19 protein-coding genes and 1 riboswitch are annotated in these 21,139 nt (G+C 70.1%); of the genes, 6 read left to right on the top strand and 13 right to left on the bottom strand.

The genetic code is table 11. The features are described from left to right. Positions 1-40: 40 nt before the first annotated feature. The gene (gene glpD, locus ACQZ13_RS01930) at positions 41-1,711 is read right to left on the bottom strand and encodes a glycerol-3-phosphate dehydrogenase (protein WP_431049611.1); all 1,671 of its coding nucleotides are present in this window, start codon (positions 1,709-1,711) and stop codon (positions 41-43) included. Between the two features lie 168 nt (positions 1,712-1,879). On the opposite strand from glpD, the gene ACQZ13_RS01925 reads away from it, so the two are divergent. The 3 genes from ACQZ13_RS01925 (at position 1,880) to ACQZ13_RS01915 (ending at position 4,600) form a co-directional block, all read left to right on the top strand. Next, on the top strand, positions 1,880-2,644 hold the full coding sequence (locus tag ACQZ13_RS01925) for a DeoR/GlpR family DNA-binding transcription regulator (protein ID WP_088405752.1): 765 nt from the start codon (positions 1,880-1,882) through the stop codon (positions 2,642-2,644). A gap of 70 nt (positions 2,645-2,714) precedes the next feature. Further along, entirely contained in the window at positions 2,715-4,208 is a 1,494-nt protein-coding gene (gene glpK / locus ACQZ13_RS01920) for a glycerol kinase GlpK (RefSeq protein ID WP_431049610.1), read from the top strand. Between the two features lie 131 nt (positions 4,209-4,339). Next, on the top strand, positions 4,340-4,600 hold the full coding sequence (locus ACQZ13_RS01915; RefSeq protein ID WP_431049609.1) for a hypothetical protein: 261 nt from the start codon (positions 4,340-4,342) through the stop codon (positions 4,598-4,600). 4 nt (positions 4,601-4,604) lie between these two features. On the opposite strand, the gene ACQZ13_RS01910 is transcribed toward ACQZ13_RS01915, so the two are convergent. The 3 genes from ACQZ13_RS01910 to ACQZ13_RS01900 form a co-directional block, all read right to left on the bottom strand. Then, the gene (locus tag ACQZ13_RS01910; RefSeq protein ID WP_431049608.1) at positions 4,605-5,183 is read right to left on the bottom strand and encodes a TMEM165/GDT1 family protein; all 579 of its coding nucleotides are present in this window, start codon (positions 5,181-5,183) and stop codon (positions 4,605-4,607) included. Positions 5,184-5,261: 78 nt separating this feature from the next. After that, a riboswitch (yybP-ykoY riboswitch) is annotated at positions 5,262-5,419 on the bottom strand. Beyond that, positions 5,399-6,811 carry a M16 family metallopeptidase gene (locus ACQZ13_RS01905; protein ID WP_431049607.1) on the bottom strand — a complete coding sequence of 471 codons (1,413 nt, stop codon included), beginning with the start codon at positions 6,809-6,811 and terminating at the stop codon, positions 5,399-5,401. (Overlaps the previous riboswitch by 21 nt.) Then, entirely contained in the window at positions 6,808-8,196 is a 1,389-nt protein-coding gene (locus tag ACQZ13_RS01900) for a M16 family metallopeptidase (protein ID WP_431049606.1), read from the bottom strand. The genes ACQZ13_RS01905 and ACQZ13_RS01900 overlap by 4 nt, the downstream gene beginning before the upstream one ends. A 198-nt stretch (positions 8,197-8,394) precedes the next feature. On the opposite strand from ACQZ13_RS01900, the gene ACQZ13_RS01895 reads away from it, so the two are divergent. Next, on the top strand, positions 8,395-8,778 hold the full coding sequence (locus ACQZ13_RS01895) for a VOC family protein (protein ID WP_431053440.1): 384 nt from the start codon (positions 8,395-8,397) through the stop codon (positions 8,776-8,778). A gap of 41 nt (positions 8,779-8,819) precedes the next feature. Here ACQZ13_RS01895 and ACQZ13_RS01890 read toward each other — a convergent pair whose 3' ends face one another. After that, entirely contained in the window at positions 8,820-10,127 is a 1,308-nt protein-coding gene (locus tag ACQZ13_RS01890) for an NAD(P)/FAD-dependent oxidoreductase (protein WP_431049605.1), read from the bottom strand. Between the two features lie 62 nt (positions 10,128-10,189). Here ACQZ13_RS01890 and ACQZ13_RS01885 point away from each other — a divergent pair, with 62 nt between their 5' ends. Continuing rightward, entirely contained in the window at positions 10,190-10,882 is a 693-nt protein-coding gene (locus tag ACQZ13_RS01885) for a helix-turn-helix transcriptional regulator (RefSeq protein ID WP_431053438.1), read from the top strand. A 7-nt stretch (positions 10,883-10,889) separates the two neighbouring features. Here the strand turns inward: ACQZ13_RS01885 and ACQZ13_RS01880 are convergent, their stop codons facing one another. Together ACQZ13_RS01880 and ACQZ13_RS01875 are read right to left on the bottom strand one after the other, a co-directional pair. After that, positions 10,890-11,984: an acyltransferase family protein gene (locus ACQZ13_RS01880; RefSeq protein WP_431049603.1), complete on the bottom strand. Its 1,095-nt coding sequence runs from the start codon at positions 11,982-11,984 to the stop codon at positions 10,890-10,892. A gap of 168 nt (positions 11,985-12,152) precedes the next feature. Next, entirely contained in the window at positions 12,153-12,722 is a 570-nt protein-coding gene (locus ACQZ13_RS01875; protein WP_431049602.1) for a CoxG family protein, read from the bottom strand. Between the two features lie 103 nt (positions 12,723-12,825). On the opposite strand from ACQZ13_RS01875, the gene ACQZ13_RS01870 reads away from it, so the two are divergent. Then, a complete protein-coding gene (locus ACQZ13_RS01870; protein ID WP_431049601.1) occupies positions 12,826-13,833 on the top strand; it encodes an XdhC family protein in 1,008 nt (335 codons plus the stop codon). 33 nt (positions 13,834-13,866) lie between these two features. Here the strand turns inward: ACQZ13_RS01870 and ACQZ13_RS01865 are convergent, their stop codons facing one another. The 6 genes from ACQZ13_RS01865 to ACQZ13_RS01840 form a co-directional block, all read right to left on the bottom strand. Further along, positions 13,867-14,244, bottom strand: coding sequence for a type II toxin-antitoxin system VapC family toxin (locus tag ACQZ13_RS01865; protein ID WP_088405741.1), 378 nt, complete (start codon positions 14,242-14,244; stop codon positions 13,867-13,869). A gap of 425 nt (positions 14,245-14,669) precedes the next feature. Beyond that, positions 14,670-15,287 (bottom strand): DUF6515 family protein, encoded by a 618-nt coding sequence (locus tag ACQZ13_RS01860; protein WP_431049600.1) that lies wholly within the window; start codon positions 15,285-15,287, stop codon positions 14,670-14,672. Between the two features lie 201 nt (positions 15,288-15,488). After that, the gene (locus tag ACQZ13_RS01855; RefSeq protein WP_431049599.1) at positions 15,489-16,340 is read right to left on the bottom strand and encodes a hypothetical protein; all 852 of its coding nucleotides are present in this window, start codon (positions 16,338-16,340) and stop codon (positions 15,489-15,491) included. After that, a complete protein-coding gene (locus tag ACQZ13_RS01850) occupies positions 16,337-18,775 on the bottom strand; it encodes a penicillin acylase family protein (RefSeq protein ID WP_431049598.1) in 2,439 nt (812 codons plus the stop codon). Before ACQZ13_RS01850 ends, ACQZ13_RS01855 begins: the two co-directional genes overlap by 4 nt. Next, complete coding sequence (locus ACQZ13_RS01845) at positions 18,772-19,389, bottom strand: response regulator (protein ID WP_431049597.1); 618 nt, start codon at positions 19,387-19,389, stop codon at positions 18,772-18,774. Before ACQZ13_RS01845 ends, ACQZ13_RS01850 begins: the two co-directional genes overlap by 4 nt. A gap of 221 nt (positions 19,390-19,610) precedes the next feature. Further along, positions 19,611-21,134 carry an ABC transporter substrate-binding protein gene (locus tag ACQZ13_RS01840; protein WP_431049596.1) on the bottom strand — a complete coding sequence of 508 codons (1,524 nt, stop codon included), beginning with the start codon at positions 21,132-21,134 and terminating at the stop codon, positions 19,611-19,613. Between the last annotated feature and the right edge of the window lie 5 nt (positions 21,135-21,139).

Here is a 21,139-nt window from a genome sequence, read left to right as displayed (position 1 = left end):
GTCGGTCAGAGGTTCACCCGGCGCCCGTGCCGGGGCCAGGTCATGCCGCGGCGGCCGGCGGTTTCGCCCAGAGGTGCTCGCGGTCGGCGAACCACTGGACCACCGCCATCCGCTGCACCTCGGTGTAATGCAATCCCAGCTTGGAGCGGCGCCACAGCACGTCGTCCGCCGCGCGCGCCCATTCCTCGCGGACCAGGTATTCGAGTTCGGCCTGGTGCAGCCCCGGGGCAATCTCCGGGCCAAGGTCGTCCAGCCGCTCCGCGCCGCCGAGCACGCGTCCCAGACGCGCGCCGTAGGCCCGCGCGAGTCGGCGCGCCAGCGACGGCGGCAGCCACGGGTGACGCTGGCCGACGGCGGAGAGCAGGCGCTGGAAGTCGGTGTCGGGCCGCTGCGGCGCTCCGATCCATTCGCGCAGGTCGCCGCCGGGCAGGTGGGCGTGTTCGGTCCAGGCGCGGCGGCGATCACCGAGCAGATCGCCCAGCAGATCGGCTGCGTCCTCGGCCAGCTTGCGGAAGGTCGTGATCTTCCCGCCCCACACGCTCAGCAGCGGCGCGCCGCCGTCCGAGTGCGTCTCCAGCAGGTAGTCGCGCGTCACCGCGGACGGATCGCCGGAGGCGTCGTCCAGCAGAGGGCGCACGCCGGCGTAGGTCCACACCACATCCGAAGCGGCCACGGGCTCGCGGAAGTAGCGGCTGGCCTGCTCGCAGAGGTAGGCGATCTCGCCATCGTCGATGCGCGCCTTGCCGAAGCCGGCCAGCGCGTCGGGCGCCAGCTCCACGTCGGTCGTGCCGATCAGCGTGAAGTCGTCTTCGTACGGGATGGCGAAGATGATCCGCTTGTCCGGATTCTGGAAGATGTAGGCGTGATCGTGCTGGAAGCGCTTGTTCACGATGATGTGACTGCCCTTGACCAGACGCAGGCTCTTGGTGGCGAGCGCCTCGCCGCGCGCGGGTGCGGCGACTTCGCGCAGGAAGCCTTCGGCCCAGGGGCCGGCCGCGTTGACGAGCGCGCGCGCCTTCAGCGTGCGGTCGCCGTCGGCGCAGCGCAGCGTCGCGGTCCAGTGATCCGCGTGCCGCTTCGCGGCGGTGACGGTCGTGCGGGTGTGCAGCACCGCGCCGTGCTCGCGCGCGTCGAGCGCGTTCAGCAGCACCAGCCGCGCGTCGTCGACCCAGCCGTCCGAGTAGACGAAGCCCTTGGTGTACTCGGGCTTCAGCGGCTCGCCGTAGGGCGAGCGGCGCAGGTCCACGCCTTCGGAGCCCGGCAGCACTTCGCGGCGCGCCAGGTGGTCGTAGAGGAACAGGCCGACGCGGATCATCCAGGCCGGGCGCATCGCCGCGTCGTGCGGCATCACGAAGCGCAGCGGCCACATGATGTGCGGGGCGCTGCGGAGCAGGACCTCGCGCTCCTGCAGCGCCTTGCGCACCAGCGAGAACTCGTAGTACTCCAGGTAACGCAGCCCGCCGTGGATCAGCTTGGTCGAGGACGACGAGGTGTGCGCCGCGAAGTCCGAGGCTTCCGCGAGCACGACCTTCCAGCCGCGGCCCGCAAGGTCGCGTGCGATGCCGGCGCCGTTGATGCCGCCGCCGACGACGAGCACGTCGCACTCCCCGTCCGCGCCAGAGGAGCCGGACGCATCGCGCGCACCGACGGCGCCTGCATCGGAAGCGGCGCGGTCGCTGGAAGTCGGGTCGGGGAACGAAGCGGCGGTCAAGGTGTCTCCTTGGATCGAATTGGCCGGACAGTCAAACGGCCACCCTGCGATGGCCGTTGGAAAGTTCGCAATTCTGTTCTTCTTTTTTCTTTTTAGCGCGAATATGCGCGTTTCGACTGAGGGTTAACCCGGTCAATTGTTCGTTTCGGTTCCTTTAGCCTGCGCGCCATGAATCCGAACCCCCGTCAGAACGATCTGCTGCAGGAGGTGCGCGCCCATGGCTCGGTGAGCGTCGAGTCGCTCGCCGAGAAGTTCGGCGTGACGCTGCAGACGGTGCGCCGGGACGTGCAGCGCCTGGCCGAGGCCGGCCTGGTGCAGCGCTTCCACGGCGGCGTGCGCGTGCCATCGTCGACCACCGAGAACATCGCCTACCGCCAACGCCAGGCCATGCAGGCCGACGGCAAGGCGCGCATCGCGCGCGCCATCGCGGCGCGCATCCCGGCGGGCTGCTCGCTGATCCTGAACCTCGGCACCACGACGGAGGCGGTGGCGCACGCACTGCTGCGCCACAAGGGCCTGCGCGTGATCACGAACAACCTCAACGTCGCGATGATCCTGAGCGACAACCCGGACTGCGAGCTGGTGATGGTCGGCGGCTCGGTGCGGCACCGCGACCGCGGCATCGTCGGCGAGGCGGCGGTCGATTTCATCCGCCAGTTCAAGGTGGACATCGGGCTGATCGGCATCTCGGGCATCGAGTCCGACGGCAGCCTGCGCGACTTCGACTACCGCGAAGTGATGGTGGCGCGGACCATCGTCGAGCACTCGCGCGAGGTGTGGGTCGCGGCGGACGCGACCAAGTTCAACCGGCCCGCGATGGCCGAGGTCGCCCGATTGCCGCAGATCGACGCGCTGTTCACCGACGAGCCGCCGCCGGAGCCCTTCCCCGCGCTGATGGCGGACGCGGGCGTGGAGCTCGTGGTCGCGCCGTAGCATCGCGACGGGGTTCTCTCAGAAAAGCAGTTCAAGAAAAACGCCACGAGCACAACGAGCGAGACAAGCCATGACCTACCTGCTCGCCCTGGACCAGGGCACCTCGAGTTCGCGCGCGATCGTCTTCGACGCGCAGGGGCGCATCGTCGCGATGGCGCAGCGCGAGTTCCGCCAGATCTACCCGCAACCGGGCTGGGTCGAGCACGATGCCGATGAAATCTGGGAGACGCAGCTGTCGGTCGCGCGCGAAGTGCTGACCAAGGCGTCGTTGAAAGCCTCCGAGGTGAAGGCGATCGGCATCACCAACCAGCGCGAGACCACGCTGGTGTGGAACCGCAAGACCGGGCGGCCCATCCATCACGCGATCGTCTGGCAGGACCGCCGCGCCGAGCCGCAATGCGCCGCGTTGCGCGAGCAGGGCCACGGTCCGCGCATCCAGGAGAAGACGGGGCTGGTGGTCGACGCGTATTTCTCGGGGACCAAGCTGCAGTGGATCCTCGACCACGTCAGCGGCGCGCGCGACGCGGCGGATCGCGGCGAGCTCGCGTTCGGCACGATCGACAGCTGGCTGATCTGGAAGCTCACGAACGGCGAGGTGCACGTCACCGACGTCAGCAACGCGTCGCGGACGATGCTCTTCAACGTGCGCGATAACCAGTGGGACGAAGAACTGCTCACGCTGCTGCGCATTCCGAAGTCGCTGCTGCCCGAGGTGAAGCCGTCGGCGTCTGAATTCGGCCGCGTGGCGCCGGAGCATCTGGGCACGGCGCTGACGATAGGCGGCATCGGCGGCGACCAGCAGAGCGCGCTGTTCGGTCAGGCCTGCTTCGAAGCGGGCATGGCGAAGAACACCTACGGCACCGGCTGCTTCATGCTGATGCACACGGGGCCGCGCTTCCAGACCAGCGCGAACGGGCTGATCACGACGAGCGCGGCCCAGATCGACGCCACGCCGCAATACGCGCTGGAAGGCAGCGTCTTCATCGGCGGCGCGGTGGTGCAGTGGCTGCGCGACGGGCTGAACGCCATCAAGGGCAGCGGCGAAGTGCAGGGGCTCGCGGAGAGCGTGCCCGACGCCGGCGGCGTGATGTTCGTGCCGGCCTTCACCGGCCTCGGCGCGCCGTACTGGGACGCGGAAGCGCGCGGCGCGATCGTGGGTCTGACGCGCGGCTCGACCGTGGCGCACATCGCGCGCGCGGCGCTGGAAAGCATCGCGTTCCAGAGCGCGGCGCTGCTGCAGGCGATGAGCCGCGACGCCGTGGCGGCCGGCGGCGCGCCGGTGAGCGAGCTGCGCGTCGACGGCGGCGCGTGCGTGAACGACCTGCTGATGCAGTTCCAGGCGGACCTGCTCGGTATCCCGGTCGTGCGTCCGAAGGTGATCGAGACGACGGCGCTCGGCGCGGCGTACCTCGCCGGCCTCACGGCGGGCGTCTACGGCAACCTCGGCGACATCGGCCGCAACTGGCAGACGGAACGCACGTTCCGCCCCACCATGTCGCGCGACCGTGCCGAGACGCTGATGGCACAGTGGGAGCGCGCGGTGAGACAGGCCTCGGCGCGCTGACCGGAGCCCTCTTCGGAGGGCCCCATTCAGAGGGTCAGGTCATCACCCCTCAATGACAAGTTTGAGGAAGTGCCAAGCGGGATCGGTCTGCCTAGAGTTGCGAGCTTCTGTTCCATTGAAGGAGAAGCTTCATGTCCGCACTCGATACCCTGGTCAAGGTTGGCACCTACGAAGAAGGTCAGATGCTCAACATTCCCGACGCTGTCCGGGACGAACTCCGCTTGAATCCGGGAGACCGGGTGGAGTTCCTCAGGCTTGCGCCCCACGAGTACCTGATCTATTCGAAGGAGCACCCGCTCAGCCTGGCGGGAATGATCGGCAAGCCCAAACGCAAGGTGACGATCAAGGACATGAACCGGGCGATTCGTGCCCGGGGAGGTCATGTCCGTTGATTGATCAGAACCCTATCGATTCGCCGGCGCCGAGCAGCGTGAGCACTCCCAGCACCGCAAAGATGATCGCCGCGATCCCGTGAACCAGCCGCACCGGCATCTTGTGCGCGAGCTTGTCGCCCACGAACACCGCCGGCACGTTGGCGATCATCATCCCGAAGGTCGTGCCCGCGACCACCGGCCACAGGTCGTTGAAGCGTGCCGCCAGGGCCACCGTCGCGATCTGCGTCTTGTCGCCCATCTCCGCCAGGAAGAAGGCCACGATCGTCGTGCCCAGCACGCCCAGGCGGAACTTGCCGCCCGTCTCTTCTTCATCGATCTTGTCGGGGATCAGCGTCCACGCCGCCATCGCGAGGAAACCCACGCCCAGCACCCAGCGCAGCGTCTGCGGCGAGATCTGCGTCGTGATCCAGCTGCCGACAGCGCCGGCACACGCGTGATTCACCAGGGTCGCGATCAGGATGCCCAGCACGATCGGTCCCGGCTTGCGGAAGCGCGCCGCCAGGATGAAGGCCAGCAATTGGGTCTTGTCGCCGATTTCGGCGAGGGCCACGAGGCCGGTGGAGATGAGGAAGGCTTCCATGAAAGACTCAGCGGCCGAGACATACCAATGACCATGTCGCCGCCGGCCGCAAAGTCCGGGGACATGGTCAAAGGTCTCGCCAGGCTGGGAACCCGTGGGTTCCTGGCTACCTCGCGCCATGAGCCAAGGCTCAAGTCTGTTGACGCGGGTCTGCTGAATCGGCCTGCCGCGCTAGCGGCCCTTCAAAGGGCCGGGAGACAGGCGGGGTGCAGCGGCTACTCCCCAATGACAGCCCGCATTGTAGTCGCTGCCAACCCCGGCCACGCCCGCTGCGCCGGCTCCGGCGGGCCGGCGTCGCCCAGCAGCAGCAGGTGTGTGCGGGTATCGCGCCAGCTGGATGCCATCAGCAGCTGCAGCACCGGCGCGCTCACCGCGCGCACGCGCTGCGGCCATTGGACGCAGTCGTCGAGTTCGCCCGCAGCCAACGCCTGCGACAGCAAGGCATCCGGCGCCTCGGCAAGCTCGAACTCCCACTCGCCCTGAGCCAGCGCCTGCGCCAGCGCGAGGTCCTCCGGCGTCACCGCTTCCGCGGCGAGCAGCGGCAGTTGCTCGCGCAACAACGCGAGCTGCTCCGGCACCGCCGACGCCGGCAGCGTCACGCTCAGCCGCCAGCACAGCGCGCCGCTGAGCGACTCCATCTCGCTCTCCCACGGCCACGGCAGCCGCGCCGCGAGCCGTTGATGCATCAGCGTGCGTGCCAGTTCGCGCAGCGCGGGCGGCGTGCCGCGCGGCACCGGCGTCTGCACGATCAGACGACAGCCCTGCCCCTGCGGCAGCGGCAGGAACTGCGCGACCGCCGGCGTCGGTGCCGTTGCCGGCAACGCCACCGCGGGCGTCGGCCCGGCCGGCGGCAGCTTCGCCACGCGCCAACCGCCCATGAAGTCTTCGGCCAAGCCGCGTGCCGTCTGCAAGCTCAGATCGCCGGCGAACAGCAGCACCGCGCGCTCCGGCCGCCAGTACTGGCGGTGGAAGCCGAGCACGTCGTCGCGCTTCAGACGCTTCAGGCTGGCCGAGGTCTGCACCGGCTGCGCGCGGCCGCGGAACTGCCGCCGCGCCGCCCACGGCGCCAGCAGCAGCGCATCGGCGCGTCGCAGCACCAGCGCATCGATCGCGCGGCTGCGGATGTGCTCCAGCGCTTCAAAGGCGAGCAGCGGCCGCTGCGTCAGATCCGCCAGCAGGTTGACCGCGTCGTCGCATTGATCGGGCAAGGCCTCCAGCACGATCTCCGCCGTCGACGGCGTCAGCTCCAGCCGCAGCGGCAGGCCGAGCAGATCGCCCGCATAGGCGATGTCGGCGGATTCCATCTCCTCGCCGTCGCGCTTCGCGCCCTGCGCGAGCATGGACAGCGCGACTTCCGCCAGGCCGTCCTTGCCGGCCGGGTCGCGCAGCCAGCCGCCCTCCCCGATCAGGCGGACCGCCGTGCGCGGTGCACCGGGGCGCGGCAGCACGACGACACGCAAGCCGTTCGCGAGCTTCGTCTGTTCGAGCGGCAACGGCAGCGGCGCAGGCACGGGCGGCGCCTCGGGCGGACGGTCGAAACCGTCCTGCGCCAGCGCCGGCCAGGCCGTCGATCCCGAGACGATCGCGGCGCCTAGCATCAGTCCGCGGCGGTTCAGATCGACGCTCATGCGGCCACTCCCGCGGCGGCACCGATGTCAGCGAGCAGCGTCAGGACCGGCGCCTGCACCACCTGCTTGCGCCAGAACTGCTGCACGTCCGCGCCGCCGAGCTTCATCCACGCGGCCATGTCCTTCGCCGGCGCGCCGACGTCGCCCCGCACGGCCCACGCCGTACCGAGCGATCGCGCCAGCCGGTCGGCGGTCCAGTCGTCCGACAGCGTCTGGCGCCGCAGCAGCGCCTTGGCCTTGTTGAGTTCCTCGTCGGTCACCGGCTCGTCGGCCAGCCGCAGGACTTCCTGCTGCAGCGCCTGCGCCACCGGCGCGGCGGTCTGGCCGTGCGCCGCCAGCGCTTGCGCGACCAGCAGCCCCGCGTCGCGGTGCACATCCAGCCGGAGGCTGAGCTGATGCGCCAGCGCCTTCTCGTCGACCAGCGTGTCGGTCAGACGGCCGGAACGGCCCAGCCCCAGCAGCGCATGCGCGAGCTGCCACATCGGCGTCGACGGATCGTCGATGCGCGGCACCTGCCAGACCAGCGCGGCCGCCGGCAGCGGCGCACGCGCGAGCGACAGCTTCAGCGTCTGGCTCTGGGGCCGGCGCGACTCGCGCAGTTCCGCGAACAGTGCGGACGTCGAAGAAGCCGCTGACGGCAAGGGGGACGGCATCGGCGGTGCGGCGGCCGGCGACGAGGGCTGCGACGCCGTCGACACGGGACCTGGCGTCGACGCCGCCGTCGGGCCGGCCTGCGCCGGCATCGGCGGCCGGATCGAGCCGAAGTAATGCAGCACCCAGCGCGCCACCGCGGCCTCATCGAACGCGCCCGTGACGACGAGCAGCGCCCGGTCGCAGCCGAAGCGCCCGGCATGGAAGGCGCGCACGGCGTCGATGTCCAGGTCCTTCAGCTGCTCCGGATCGCCGAGCGCGCCGCGCTGGTACGGATGCGTCAGGTAACCGCTGCGCTGGACGGCGAGGTCCAGTCGCGCATACGGATTGAGCTGCGGCGCCGTCACCGCCTGGCGCAGCTGCTGTTTCGCGGTGGCCAGCGTGTCCGGCTCCAGCCGCGGATTGCTCATGCGTTCGGCCTCGGCCCACAGCACGCGTTCGAGCTGCTGCGCCGGCACGACGGTCTGCAACGCGGCGAAGTCCTCGTCGATCTCGAGGCCGCTGCGGCCGCCGGCCGAGGCGATCAGGCGGTTGAACTGGCCGGGTTCGAGGTACCGGCTGGCGCCGGCGACGAGCCGCAGCACCAGATGCGTCATGCCGCTGCGGCCGGTGGGATCGTCGCGACCGCCGCAGCGATACACCACGCGCACCGCCGCCTGCGTGCCCGCGACCGGGCGCGCCAGCCAGAGCAGGCCGTTGGGCAGCCGTTGCGGCTCGGGGGACGGGACACTCATGGGCGGCAATCCTAGCTGCCAATCCGCTGTCAGCAGCCGGTCCGCATCATGGACGCGACCTCGTCCTACAAGCCGGCCCACCCGAATCGGGGGGCCGACGTGGGACGACGAGGGGTCCGGCCCGCGCCGGCGCCCCGCACGCAGGGGACATCCGTCCCGTCGTCATCGTTCTTCCACGGAGAGCCCGCCATGAGCGCCTTGAACTTCGCCTACACGATCGTCTACGTCGAGGACGTGGGTGCGTCGCTGGACTTCTTCGAGCGCGCCTTCGGCCTGCGGCGACGTTTCCTGCACGAGTCCGGCGCCTACGGCGAGCTGGAGACCGGCGCCACGACGCTGTCCTTCGCCCGGCACGACATCGCGCGCGGCAACCTCGGCCAGGACTACCGGAAGGCGGAGGACGGATCGCCGCTGGGCATGGAGATCGGCCTGTCCACGCAGGACGTCCCCGCCGCCTACGCGCTGGCGCTGTCCGCCGGCGCGCAAGGCCTGACCCCGCCCATCACCAAGCCCTGGGGCCAGGTGGTGGCCTACGTCCGATGCCCGGATGGCACGCTGGTCGAGATCTGCACGCCCATCTGACCACCTCTGACGCCCCTCATCGGGGTGCCAGGGGCAGTGCTTCAGGCGTCGTCTCCGACGCCAGGGCGCGGCTCCACCACGATCCGAGCGTGGCGCTGGAAGGTGAAGTACGCCCAGGCCCAGTCCGCGAAGACGCGGACGCGGTTGCGGAAGCCGATCAGGAAGTACACGTGCACGAACAGCCAGAACAGCCACGCGGAGAAACCGCTGAACTGGATCGTCCCGAGGTCGGCGACCGCCGCCTTGCGGCCGATCGTCGCCAGGTTGCCGTAATCCATGTAGCGGAACGGCGCTTCCGAGCGTCCCCGCATCCGCGCCAGGATCTGCCGTGCCGCGTGCCGGCCGGCCTGCTTCGCGCCGGGGCTGACGCCGGGCACCGGCTTGCGGCTGCCGTCCTTCTCCAGGCTGGTCGCCGCGGCCATGTCGCCGACGACGTAGACCTCCGGATGGCCGGGGATGTTCATGTGCTCGTCGACGACCACGCGACCGGCGCGGTCCAGCGGCACGTGCAGCGTGCGCGCCAGCGGCGACGCCGCCACGCCCGCCGCCCATACCTTGGTGCGCGACGCGATGCGTTCCTTGCCGCCGTCGGCGGTCTGGAGGTCCACGCCCTCCTCGTCGATGCCGACGACGCGGCAGCCGGTCCGCACCACCACGCCGATGCGTTCCAGCTGCGCCTGGGCCTGTGCCGACTGCGCCGGCTTGAACGCCGCGAGGATCCGGTCCGAGCCTTCGACCAGCAGCACCTGCGCGCGGCTGGGATCGATGCGGCGGAACTCGTCGCGCAGGGTGTGGCGGGCGATCTCGGCCAGCGTGCCGGCCATCTCGACGCCGGTCGGGCCGCCGCCGATCACGACGAAGTTCAGCCAGGGTGCTCGGCTGTCGGCATCGGGCAGGGTCTCGGCGCGCTCGAAGGCGCTCAGCAGCCGCGCCCGCAGCTGGAAGGCGTCGGCCAGCGTCTTCAGCCCGGGCGCATGCGCCTGCCACTGGTCGTTGCCGAAGTAGCTGTGCGTCGCGCCGGCGGCGACGATCAGGTGGTCGTAACCCACGCGCTGGCCGTCGGCGAGCCGGATCTCCCGCGCGGCCTTGTCCACCGCCGTGACGTCGGCCATCAGCACGGTCAGGTTGCGCTGGTGACGCCGCATGTGCCGGATCGGCGACGCGATCGACGGCGCGGAGAGCCCCGCCGTCGCGACCTGGTACAGCAGCGGCTGGAACAGGTGGTGGTTGCTGCGATCGATCAGCGTGACGCGGACCGGCGCGCCATCGAGGACTTTCGTGGCCTCCAGGCCGCCGAAACCGCAACCGACGATCACGACATGGGGGAGCGCAACATGTGGGTCAGCCATGCGATACATCGTAGCGGGGATGACGACCTGGACAGGTCATGCCCATCGCTGACAATCGTCGGATGCGCCGCGCCGACCGACTGTTCCAGATCGTCCAACTCATCCGTGGACGCCGCCTCACGACGGCGGAGTTCCTCTCCCAGCGGCTGGAGGTCTCGATCCGCACCGTCTACCGCGACGTCGCCGCGCTGCAGCAGCAGGGCGTGCCGATCGACGGCGAGGCCGGCGTCGGTTACCGCATGCGGGTGGGCTTCGAATTGCCGCCGCTGATGTTCAGCGCCGAGGAAGCCCAGTCGCTGGTCGCCGCGGTGCGGCTGGCGCAGCCGCAGCTCGACGCGGTGCTGGGCCAGCGCGCGGAGGAGGCACTCGGCAAGATCTTCGCGGTGCTGCCGGGCTCGGCGCGCGCGGCGGCGGAGAGCCTCACCGTCTACGCGCCGCAGCGCGGCCTGGACGACGCCACCCGCGAGCGCCTCACCCACCTGCGCCAGGCGACCGAGTCCCGCACCAAGCTGCGCCTGCACTACCTCGACCTGAGCGACCAGACCAGCACCCGCCTGGTGCGGCCGCTGGCCTGCTTCTTCTGGGGTCCGGTGTGGACCTTCTCGGCGTGGTGCGAGCTGCGCGAGGACTTCCGCAGCTTCCGCGTCGACCGCGTGCAGCAGCTGGAGCTGACGGAAGAACGTTTCCGCGACGAGCCCGGCAAGACGCTCGCCGACCTGCAGCGGCGCGAGAACGCGCGCGAGAACTGGGCCTAGGCTCAGCTCAGCGCACCGCGACGCCCTGCGGCAGCGCCGCGGCGCGCGGTCGCCAGCGCAGCAGCGGCGCCTCGATCCAGCGATGGAAGGGCAAGGCGGCGAGATTGCTCAGCCCCCAGGCGACGACCAGCGCCAGCGGCGCGAGCGCATCCAGCATGGGCGCAGGGCTTTCGGCGCGATGCTCATAGATCGCGTTCACGAGCAGGCAGACGGGGAAGTGCACCAGGAAGAGCGCGTAGGCATGGCGTGCCATGGCCTGCACCGGCGCCTGCCCGTGCCGCTGGAACCACGCCGGCAGCGTGCCGCAGCGCCACAGCACGATGACGAGGGCCGTCAGCGCGGCGACGACCAGCCGTTCGCGGAACTGCAGCGCGAGCGCGGCGACCATCAGGCCGCCCAGCGCCAGCAGACCCGCGCGACGCGCGACGGGCGACCAGCCCTGGCACCAGAACAGCAGCACGCCCAGGCCGTAGGCGCCAAAGAAATAGATCGCGTAGGCGTCCAGGCCGGCCATGCGGTTGAACTTCAGCAGCGAGGCGGCGCACAGCGCGCCGACGACGGCCGGCGCCAGCCACTGGCGTGATGCTCGGGTCAACGGCAGGCAGCGCAGGCTCCACATCACGAGCAGCAGCAGCGCGAAGAGCTGGAAGTCGATCGCCACGTACCAGGCGCCGACGGTCAGCGCCTCGACCGACATCAGGTCGTGCAGCAGCAGCGCGTGGGCCAGGACCTGCGTCAGGTGGACCTGGGTGGGGACCAGTTCCGGCAGCAGCGGATGGACCAGCCACGACGACAGCAGTGTCAGGCCGACCGCCGCCATGAACGGCGGCACCAGGCGCCAGTAGCGCTGCGCCAGCAGGGCGGGTGCGGAGCGGCGCAGTTGCGGCTCCTGCGCGGACAGGGCGCGCGCGCTGAGGTAGCCGCCCAGGACCAGGAACACCTGCACGGCCATGCGGCCGTAGTCGTAGAGCCATCCCGACAGCAGCGGGAACAGGCCGTGCATCGCCTCGGCGATCGGTCCGTAGACCGACAGGTGATGCAGCACGATCAATTGCGCGGCGATCGCGCGCAGCGCGTCCAGCGGGAACAGGCGAGAAGCCATGGGGGTCGGCGGAATCGGTCGCCGACGGTCCCTGGGGGCCGCGTCCGGCGGAAAACGAAGCGGCCACCGCGAGGTGGCCGTTGGATTGCGCCGGATTCTATAAGCGAATCAACAAGTTACATCGATGCACAAGTTCGGTGACGATCGCGTGACGCCCGGACGTGGCGCTCAGCGCTCCGAAGGCGGCTTCGGATCGCGCGGTTTCGGCAGCGGATAGAGGGTCCCGTTGAAGATCGCGGCGAACCAGCCGATGTACCAGTCGACCAGCCGCTGGAACCAGGGCTTGGGCGGCCCGATGACCGGCTTGGGACGGTCGGAAGGATGGCGGCGTTCGACCGCCTCGGCGAAGGCGGCCAGCCGCGCCCGCAGCGCTTGCAGGCCCGCGACCTTCGAGGGCGTCTCGCGCTCGGCCTGGATCACGAGCGCGACGTGCAGCAGCGCCTGATCGTCGCCGAGCAGCTCCAGCCGGAGCTGCGCCTGCCCGGTGACGGCGCCGGTACGCGGTCCGCGTCCTTCGAAGCTCAGGCGCAGCCGCCGTGGCGCGTCGAGATCGAGCCGCAGCACGCGGCCTTCGAATCCCGGCAGGACCAGCGCGAACGCACCCGGGACGTCGCCGGCCTGGAGGCTGGCGCCCGTGGGCAGGCTGTCGGCAAGCAGGGTCAGGTCGTGCAGCGTCTTCCAGGCCAGCGCCTGGGGGACGGGCAGGACGAGGTCGTCGTTGAGGGCGAGCATGGGCATGAGAGGGATTGTGGGCCTGTCCGCGCGTTCACGCGACCGCGCGACCGCGCGGACATGTGCGCCGTCCGACGCAGGGTGGAACGAATTTCGCTATGGTGCGCGCATGGACAACATGGACCTGCAGGTGCTGCGCCAGGTGCAGCAATGGATCGATGCAGATCAACGCGTCGTGCTCGGCACCATCACGCGGACCTGGGGCTCGGCGCCGCGGCCGGTCGGATCGATCGTCGCGGTGCGGGCGGACGGGCTGATCGCCGGCTCGGTCTCGGGCGGCTGCATCGAGGACGACCTGGTGGCGAAGATCCGCGAGGGCGCGCTGACCCTGAAGACGCCGGAGCTGATCCGCTACGGCGTCGGCGCGGAGGCGGCGCAGCGCTTCGGACTGCCTTGCGGCGGCACGCTGGAGCTGATGCTGGAACCGGTGGGCGCGCACTCGGCGATCGCGCCGCTGCTGGAGCGGCTGTCGCGCGGGGAACGCGTGCTGCGCACGCTCGAACTGTCGACCGGTGCGGTCTCGCTGGCGGAGCCCGGCGCGCACTCGCGCGACGGCGCGGACCGCCTGGTGCTGAGCGACACGCAACTGGTGACGCACCACGGGCCGCAGTGGCGGCTGCTGATCATCGGTGCGGGGCAGATGAGCCAGTACCTGGCGCAGATGGCACTGGCGCTCGACTACCAGGTGCAGGTCTGCGATCCGCGCGACGACTACCCGTGGACGCTGATCGCCGCGCCGCTGACGCGCGAGATGCCGGACGACGTCGTGCAGCGCCTGAAGCCGGACGGTCACACGGCGATCGTGGCGCTGACGCACGATCCCAAGCTCGACGACCTGGCGCTGATGGAAGCGCTGCGCGGCCCGGCGTTCTACGTCGGCGCGATCGGCTCGCGGGTGAACCAGGCCAAGCGTCGCGCGCGGCTGAAGGAACACTTCGACCTGACCGATGCGCAGCTGGACCGGCTGCACGGCCCTGTGGGTCTGCACATCGGCGCCCGCACACCGCCCGAGATCGCACTCGCGATCCTGGCGCACATGACGGCCGAGCGGTACGGCGTGCAGGTCACCAGCAGCGCGGTGCCGACGGACGGAAGCGAGGCGGGTTGCGTGGTGTGACCACGCGTTGACCATCCCACGTCGTCTCTCTCTTCAGACCTGCAGGATCAGTTCGCCGTACTGAGGCAGTTGCCCATCTGCAGTGATCAGATGCGCAGCCTCGCTGATCGCTTGCGCAACGAGCAGGCGGTCGAACGGGTCATGGTGATGCAACGCCAAGATCATCGTCGTCGCCGCATGCTCGGCACTGACCGGCAATTCAACAAAGCCGCAGGTCTTGATCTTTCCGACCAGGTCATCAGGGTCCACATCGAGTCGACCAATTCGAGCCTTGATCGCAAGCTCCCAGATCGAGACCGCGGAGACGAATACGGCGTCCGCCGTATCGATGAGGTCTCGCGTCGCTGCAGTCAGTCGCTGGGAGCCTTCGACCACCCACAAGAAGATGTGTGTGTCGAGAAGCAAGGTCATACACGCCCTTCGAAGCTGGCGAGGACATGGTCGGGAAGAGGCGCATCGAAGTCTTCGGAAACGCGAATCTTCCCCTTCAGGATTCCATAGGGAACGACGCGCCGCTTCACGGGCAGAAGAGGACCTCCAGCCGAAGTCTGAGCGGCTATGGGTGGGCAAAGCGACGTGGGGAACGGGAACCGCTCCGCAGGCTGGGGAATCGTGTTCATCTTGAGCGCTGTCCAAAGAGAAGGAGGACGAATCAGTCTAGGACTCGTCCTCCGCCGGGCTCTTCAACCAGACGCTCAATCCGATGTCTGTTTGTCCTGCGTCAATGAACTCATCGATAACCGACGCGATGTGTGGCGCGCCGGTCTATCGAGTGATCGAATTTGATTTCGGATTGGCAGATCTGTGGCAAATGAGGAGGTGTTCCTCACCCGCGCTCACCGCATGCTGTACCCCCGCCCGTCCATGCATGCCTCCACCGCGCGGTTGAACACGCCGGCGTCGTTCATCGACGAGGGCTGCGTCGTCGCCCAGCGGTTGCATTCCTGGCGGTCGGCCTCGGTCTGCGCGGCCGACTGGCCGTTGCGCGGATAGATGATCGGATCGGGACGCGGCGGCGCGACCGGCGCAGGCGTGGCGGCATCGGCGCCCGGCGGCGGCGCGACGACCACGTAGCCCGGTCCCGGCTCGGCGGCCGTGTAGTACGCGCCGTTGGCGTAGTAGTACGGGTAGCCGCCAATGCGCAGCGACACGTAGGCGCTCGGCAGGATAGGCACCACGAAGCCCAGCGGCGGCGCGATCACGCGGAAGCTCGGGCCCCAGGGCTGGTACCAGACGCCGCCGTGGTACCAGTAGCGGTTGCCCACGAACACCGCGCCGCCCGGCAGCCCTCGCGCGACGTAGCCCGGCGCCGGGTAGTAGTGGTCGTGGTGGTAGCGGCTGTCCAGGCGCAGGCCGATGTCGACACGCGCTCCGCCGCCGCCGTGATGCTGCGCCGAGGCCAGCCCCGCCGTCAGCGCCAGCGCGACGGGAATCAACCAACGAAGCTTGTTCATGCTGCTGCTCATGATCTGCTCACGCCGTCCGACGGCGCCCAGGAAGTCCAGATGGCTTATTCAACGCCGCAGCGCTCGACCCCGTCTACGGGAGGGCGTTTCGCCGGGGTAAAGAACCATTGCTTCGACGGCTCCGCGCAAGCTTGCCAACGCATCGTCACGCCGACGTGACGTCGACGGCGACGGCGACGGCGACGTCAACTACGGTTGGGGCTTCGGCAGCGCGCGCAAGTAGTCGTAGAGCTGCTGCGCGATCGCGGTGCGCTCCGCGGCGGGCAGGCCTTCGGCCATCGGCGGCATCGCCGTGCCGGGACGCACCGAGGCGGGAGCGAGCACCCAGTGCACCCATCTCGCCCGGTCGTAGCCCTGCACCACGACATCGAGATCCAACGGCATCTTGTCGCCGCCGTAACCGCGGATGCGGTGGCAGCTCAGACAGTGCGCGCGGGCGAGCTCCGCGGCCTCGGCGTACCTGGTCGCCAGACCTGCCGGCAGCAGCGCGCGCGTCGACGACGGCCCCACGTCCACCGACACCACCTGGTAGGGCCACTGCATCCCGCCTTCGGCCTGCAGCGCCTTCGACGTCCTGTTGTCCCACACCAGGTAGAACGGGCCGAGCGGCACCGGCTTCCCGCCCTTCTGGTCGTTGTCCACCTGGAACGCGGCGCCGTCGGACCGCGCGTGGACCAGCCACGCACGATGCTGCGCGAAGCGCTCCACCGGGATGCGCGAGATGAAGCCGTCCAGCGCGCGGAAGGTCAGTTCCTGCCCCGGTGAACGCCATCCCGGGCCGAGCAGCGCCGTCAGCACGGCGTCGGCGGGATAGCCGACGTAGCGCACTTCGGGCATGCGTCCGTCGTGGATCAGATGAGGTTCGAGGACCGCGACCGTCACCGCCTGGACGATGCGCGGATCCAGTTGCCGGCCGAGCTCCGCTGGCTTCGGGAGCTCGACGGCGCGCGCCGGCATCGCGGCCCACGCGCCCGAGAGGGCGAGCGCCGCGACGATCACCCGCGCCCGCGTGAGCGCCGCGGCGGCACACCTCGCGTTCATGGCTTCAGGATCAGCGTCCCGCGCGAGTGCGCCTGCACGTCCGCCTCGTTCAGCCATTCGCGGCGGTACTGGCCCTTGGCCAGCAGCTCCGCCTGATCGCCGTAATGGGCATCCGGCCACACGCCGCTCTGGCCGACCGGATTGACGCCCAGCGCCTCCTGCGGCCTCGCGAAGTCGATCAGTCGCCGCGTCGACGGGCCGTAGACCACGCCCCACGGCGCGCTGCCGTTGCGCTGCGCGAAGTTGTTGGGCACCTCGTGCCCGCCGGGCACCGGGAACGGACCGACGTTGAACAGCTTGTCCAGCGGCTTCTGCTTGCCCAACGGATGTTCGTGCGTCAACGTGTGGACGCTGTCCCAGCGCCACTTGGCGCTGTCGGAGCCGAGCGTCGCGTACAGGTGCGCGACCGCCGCCTTCCAGGCCTTGCGCACGATGTCGGCCTGCGTCTCACGCTGCGGCGTCGAGCGGTCGTCCCACCAGGGCGACTCGCTGTCCGCCGTCAGCTTCGGCAGCGCGAAGTCCAGCGCTCGCGTGCGGCGCAGGTTCTCGAACTGGACGTCGCCGAGTTCATCCTTCATCGCCGCGCGCAACAGCTCCGCCGCGAATTGCTGGAACAGCACCGGCGCCACCGCGTCGGCCTTGTAGGCGCCGTTCCAGCGCACCAGCGCCTCGACCAGCGACTGCTCTTCCGCGGAGGCCGAGCCGCGCAGCAGCGGGATGAGCGGCCGCAGCACGCGCGGACCGTAGTCGGTCTGCACGTCCAGCTGCAGCGCCTGGCTGTTCTGGACGTCCCAGCGCTTGCCCTGGTTCAGCAGTCCGTCGAGGCGGATGCCCCGCTCGGACAGGTTGTAGTAGCCCGGCACCGGCGTGTCGCCCGCCGGCTGGAAGTTGGCCGACACGATGTAGCCGCGCGCCGGGTTCTCCTCGTGCGGATTCGCCGAGAACGGCAGGAAGCCCGGCTTGTCGGCCTCGTCCGTCGCGCCGTCGAGGAGGAAGGTCGGATTCACGCCCTCGGGCCGGATCGGCAGCTTGGCCGCGGCCCACCAGGCGATGTCGCCGGTCGCGTTGGCCCAGACCACGTTCAGCCCCGGCGCGTGGATCAGGCTGGCCGCCTGGCGCGCCTTGTCCAGCGTGTCCGCGCGGCCCAGCTGGTAGAAGCCGTCCATCACCGGGTTCTCGGTCTCCAGGAAGGCCCACCACATCGCCACCGGACGCTCGCCGCGGTCGCCGGGGATCGCATCGTTGACGATCGGCCCGTGCGGCGAGCGCCGCAGCGTCAGCACCTGGTCCGGCTGTCCCTTGACCTTGAGCACCTCCTGGCGCGAGGTCATCGCCACCCAGCGGTCCTTGATCCAGACCTCGTTCGGATTGGCCGGGTTGACCTTCTCGGCGATCAGGTCGACGTCGTCGTTCTGGAACATCGTCAGGCTCCAGCCGAAGCGCTGGTTGTGCCCGAGCAGCGCCATCGGATTGAGCGCGAGGTGATGGCCGTAGAGCTCGAACTGCGGCGTGCGCAGATGCGCCTCCCACCACACGGCCGGCGTCGAGTACGCGATGTGCGGATCCCCGGCGAGCAGCGGCTTGCCGCTGGCCGTTCGGCTGCCCGAGACGACCCAGGCGTTGCTGCCCTCGAACTGCGGCAGGCCGGCGAGTTCCGCGGCGCGGCCGCTGACCTCGGCCAGGCGCGCCAGCATCGGGGCGACATCGGCGAAGCGGCGGTCCGCGCCGCCCGGCACACCGGGCGATCGCGGCGCGTTCAGCGCCTGCTGCTCCAGCGCGCCCTTCGGATGCCAGTCGAGATCGAAGATGCGCAGGTACTCCGGCCCGAGCTGGTCGCGGATCGCCGTCATCGGCGGCTCGGTGCGGAACGCCGCCGCGAAGCTGTAAGCCAGGTAGCCGGCGATGCTGTAGGTATCGGCCGCCGTGAACGGGCGCTTGGGAATGCCCAGGATCTCGAATTCCAGCGGCGCCGGCCGGCTGGCCTGGTACTGGTTGACGCCGTCCAGGTAGGCGTAGAGCGCCCGCACCGCGCCGGGCTGCGCCGTGATCGCCGACGAGGCCGTGGCCAGCTCGTCGGCGCGCTGCCGGATGCCCAGCGTGCGGAACAGCCGGTCGGTCTCGACCAGCTTGGGGCCGAGGATCTCGGCCAGCTCGCCGCGCGACAGCCGGCGCAGCATCTCCATCTGGAACAGCCGGTCCTGCGCATGCAGGTAGCCGAGCGCGCGGTAGAGGTCGTCCTCGTTGCGCGCGTCGACGTGGGGCACGCCCCACTCGTCGTACCGGACGGTGACCGGGGCGCTGAGGCCGGAGAGCTGCAGCTCGCCCTCGCGCACCGGCAGCTTCTTGTGCACATGCCAGGCCGCCCCGGCGGCACCGATGGCCGCGAGCACGGCGAGCGTGATCGCGCCGCACTTGAGCCAGCGACCGACGCTCATGGGCCGACCGGTTTGCGCAGGTGGGACAGCGCCTCCACGCGCTTGATCAGTTCGCGGTCGTTCCAGGGCTTGTGGAACATGCCGTACAGCCCCTGGATCTGATGCAGGCGCGCATGCAGTTCCTCGTGGCCGGTGATGGCGATCATGGGCAGGTCCTCGGTGGCCATCGCGCCCTGCACCGCCTTGATCAGCTCGAAGCCGTCCATGTTGGGCATCTCGAGGTCGGTGATCAGCACGCCGAAGCGGGTCTGGCCCAGCAGCTCCATCGCCTCGACGCCGTCGCGCGCGGCGACGACCTCGTGGCCGGCGTCGCTGAACAGCTTCAGCAGCTTGGCGCGCACCACGGCCGAATCGTCGACCACCAGCAGCGGCAGGCGCTCCTGCGCTCCGTCCGAGGCGCCAGGCGCGGCCGGCACGGCCGGCGTTGCCACGGGCGAGGTCGCGGCGGGTCCCGGCGGCAGCGGACGCGGGGTCGGCGGCGGCGGCGGCGGCGCGCCGAAGTCCCGGTAGTCGCCGCGGCGCACCGTGATGATGATGATCAGGATGGCCAACGGGACCACGATCAGCAGCGGCAGCAGGAACGGCTGCAGGGTCTCAGGCAAATCAAACGGCATTCGGCACTCCGACTCCTCCCCAAACCGGGCACGCTACACGGTCAAGGGGCGTCACTGTAGAGGAAAAGCCCTCTCGCTGGATGGCCGGTGGATGACAGCCGACAAGCCGCCACCGCGTTCGCGGGGCCGATGCGCTCGCGCCACAGCCCATTGTCGTGCCGTCCCCGCATCCGGGGGCTTGCGTGACTTACGGCCCAGCTCCGTCCCGGTTCAGTCCCGGGTCAGGCCCAGCTCAAGACCGACAGGTCGTTCGCGAACAGCGGCGTGCGCGTCCACAGGCCTTTCAGCCCGGCGCGCGCGACCGTGATCCACTGCGGCTGGTACAGGAAGGCGGCGACGGCGTCCTCCGCCACCTTGCGCTGCGCCTCGCCGAACAGCTTCGCCCGCAGCGCGGGATCGGCGGCGTTCTGCATGCGCTCATACAGCGCGTTGAACGACTCGCTGCGATAGCCCCAGTAGTAGTCCGCCCGCGCGAAGTTGCCGAAGTCGTGCGGCTCGACATGGGAAATGATCGTCAGGTCATAGGCCCGGTTGGCGTAGACGCCCGACAGCCATTGCGCCCACTCGATCTGCTCGATCGTCACCGTGATGCCGACCACCGCCAGCTGCGACGCGATCAGCTCGCCGCCCTGGCGCGCGTAGGGCACCGGCGGCAGCTTCAGCGACAGGCGCAGACCGCTCACCTTGGCCTGCGCGAGCAGCGCCTTCGCCGCGGCCGGGTCGTAGGCGTTGATCGCCGTGCAGTCGACATAACCCGGCGTGTCCGGCGTGACGAAGCTGCCGATCGGCACGCCGTAGCCGTCCGCGCTCGCCTGGATCACGGCCTTGCGGTCGATCGCCATCGCGATGGCGCGCCGCACGCGGACGTCCTTCAGCGCCGGGCGCAGATGGTTCATCGCCAGGATGGTCTTGGCGCGCGACGACGCGGTGATCACCTGGAAGCGCTTGGGCTGGGCCTTGAACTGCGCCAGCGCGCGCGCCGCCGCCACGCGCGGGAAGACGTCGACGTCGCCCGCCAGCAGCGCGGCGACCTGCGCGGCCGGCTCGCTGATGAAGCGGAACTGCACGCGCGGGATCCGGATCGCCGCCGCGTCGCGGAACGTCGGCCAGGCGGCCAGCGTCAGGCTGGCACCGCGCTGCCATTGCGCGACGACATAGGGACCGGTGCCGACCGGCGCCGTCGAATCGCGCCGGCCCGGCTGCGGCTTGGTGATCACCGCCGTCGCCTGCCCGAGCAGCGCGGGCAGCTCCGGCTCCGGCTGCTTCAAGCCCAGGACCACCGTCAGCGGATCCGGCGTCGCGATGGACGCGATGTTGGCGAAGACGCGGCGGTCCTTGTTCTGCCCGTCCGGCGCCGCGGAGGCCTCGAACCTGGCTTTCACCGCGGCGGCGTCCAGCAGCGTGCCGTCGTGGAAGCGCACACCCGGTCGCAGCGTGAAGGTCCAGGTCTTCAGGTCCGGCGATGCGTTCCAGCGCAGCGCCAGCAGCGGCTGGGCACTGCCGTCCTCGGCCACCTTGGTCAGAGGCTCCAGGACGTTATAGAGCATGATCTCGCCGATCGCGGCGGCGGCGCCCGTGGTGGGATCCAGGCCCGGCGGTTCGAGCGTCATGCCGAGCACCAGCGGGCGGCCCGCGTTGCCCTGCGCGAACGCCGACAGCGGCGCGGCAAGGGTCGCGCCGGCGGCGCCGAGCGAGAGCAGATGGAAGCGGCGGCGGTCGAGGGCGGTCGTGGGCAGGAGGTCCATGGCCG

The sequence above is a fragment of the Roseateles sp. L2-2 genome (assembly GCF_050613215.1).
Taxonomy (GTDB): domain Bacteria; phylum Pseudomonadota; class Gammaproteobacteria; order Burkholderiales; family Burkholderiaceae_C; genus Roseateles; species Roseateles noduli.
This window is presented reverse-complemented; position numbering and strand designations above follow the sequence as displayed.

Bases quoted from the DNA above. Each gene is read 5' to 3' on its own strand.
- ACQZ13_RS01905 (WP_431049607.1), bottom strand. From the start codon at position 6,811: ATGAGCGTCGATCTGAACCGCCGCGGACTGATGCTAGGCGCCGCGATC.
- glpK (WP_431049610.1), top strand. From the start codon at position 2,715: ATGACCTACCTGCTCGCCCTGGACCAGGGCACCTCGAGTTCGCGCGCG.
- ACQZ13_RS01870 (WP_431049601.1), top strand. From the start codon at position 12,826: ATGGACAACATGGACCTGCAGGTGCTGCGCCAGGTGCAGCAATGGATC.
- ACQZ13_RS01850 (WP_431049598.1), bottom strand. From the start codon at position 18,775: ATGAGCGTCGGTCGCTGGCTCAAGTGCGGCGCGATCACGCTCGCCGTG.
- ACQZ13_RS01910 (WP_431049608.1), bottom strand. From the start codon at position 5,183: ATGGAAGCCTTCCTCATCTCCACCGGCCTCGTGGCCCTCGCCGAAATC.
- ACQZ13_RS01840 (WP_431049596.1), bottom strand. From the start codon at position 21,134: ATGGACCTCCTGCCCACGACCGCCCTCGACCGCCGCCGCTTCCATCTG.
- ACQZ13_RS01885 (WP_431053438.1), top strand. From the start codon at position 10,190: ATGCGCCGCGCCGACCGACTGTTCCAGATCGTCCAACTCATCCGTGGA.
- ACQZ13_RS01865 (WP_088405741.1), bottom strand. From the start codon at position 14,244: ATGACCTTGCTTCTCGACACACACATCTTCTTGTGGGTGGTCGAAGGC.
- ACQZ13_RS01855 (WP_431049599.1), bottom strand. From the start codon at position 16,340: ATGAACGCGAGGTGTGCCGCCGCGGCGCTCACGCGGGCGCGGGTGATC.
- ACQZ13_RS01890 (WP_431049605.1), bottom strand. From the start codon at position 10,127: ATGGCTGACCCACATGTTGCGCTCCCCCATGTCGTGATCGTCGGTTGC.
- ACQZ13_RS01875 (WP_431049602.1), bottom strand. From the start codon at position 12,722: ATGCCCATGCTCGCCCTCAACGACGACCTCGTCCTGCCCGTCCCCCAG.
- ACQZ13_RS01860 (WP_431049600.1), bottom strand. From the start codon at position 15,287: ATGAACAAGCTTCGTTGGTTGATTCCCGTCGCGCTGGCGCTGACGGCG.
- ACQZ13_RS01915 (WP_431049609.1), top strand. From the start codon at position 4,340: ATGTCCGCACTCGATACCCTGGTCAAGGTTGGCACCTACGAAGAAGGT.
- ACQZ13_RS01880 (WP_431049603.1), bottom strand. From the start codon at position 11,984: ATGGCTTCTCGCCTGTTCCCGCTGGACGCGCTGCGCGCGATCGCCGCG.
- ACQZ13_RS01845 (WP_431049597.1), bottom strand. From the start codon at position 19,389: ATGCCGTTTGATTTGCCTGAGACCCTGCAGCCGTTCCTGCTGCCGCTG.
- ACQZ13_RS01925 (WP_088405752.1), top strand. From the start codon at position 1,880: ATGAATCCGAACCCCCGTCAGAACGATCTGCTGCAGGAGGTGCGCGCC.
- ACQZ13_RS01900 (WP_431049606.1), bottom strand. From the start codon at position 8,196: ATGAGTGTCCCGTCCCCCGAGCCGCAACGGCTGCCCAACGGCCTGCTC.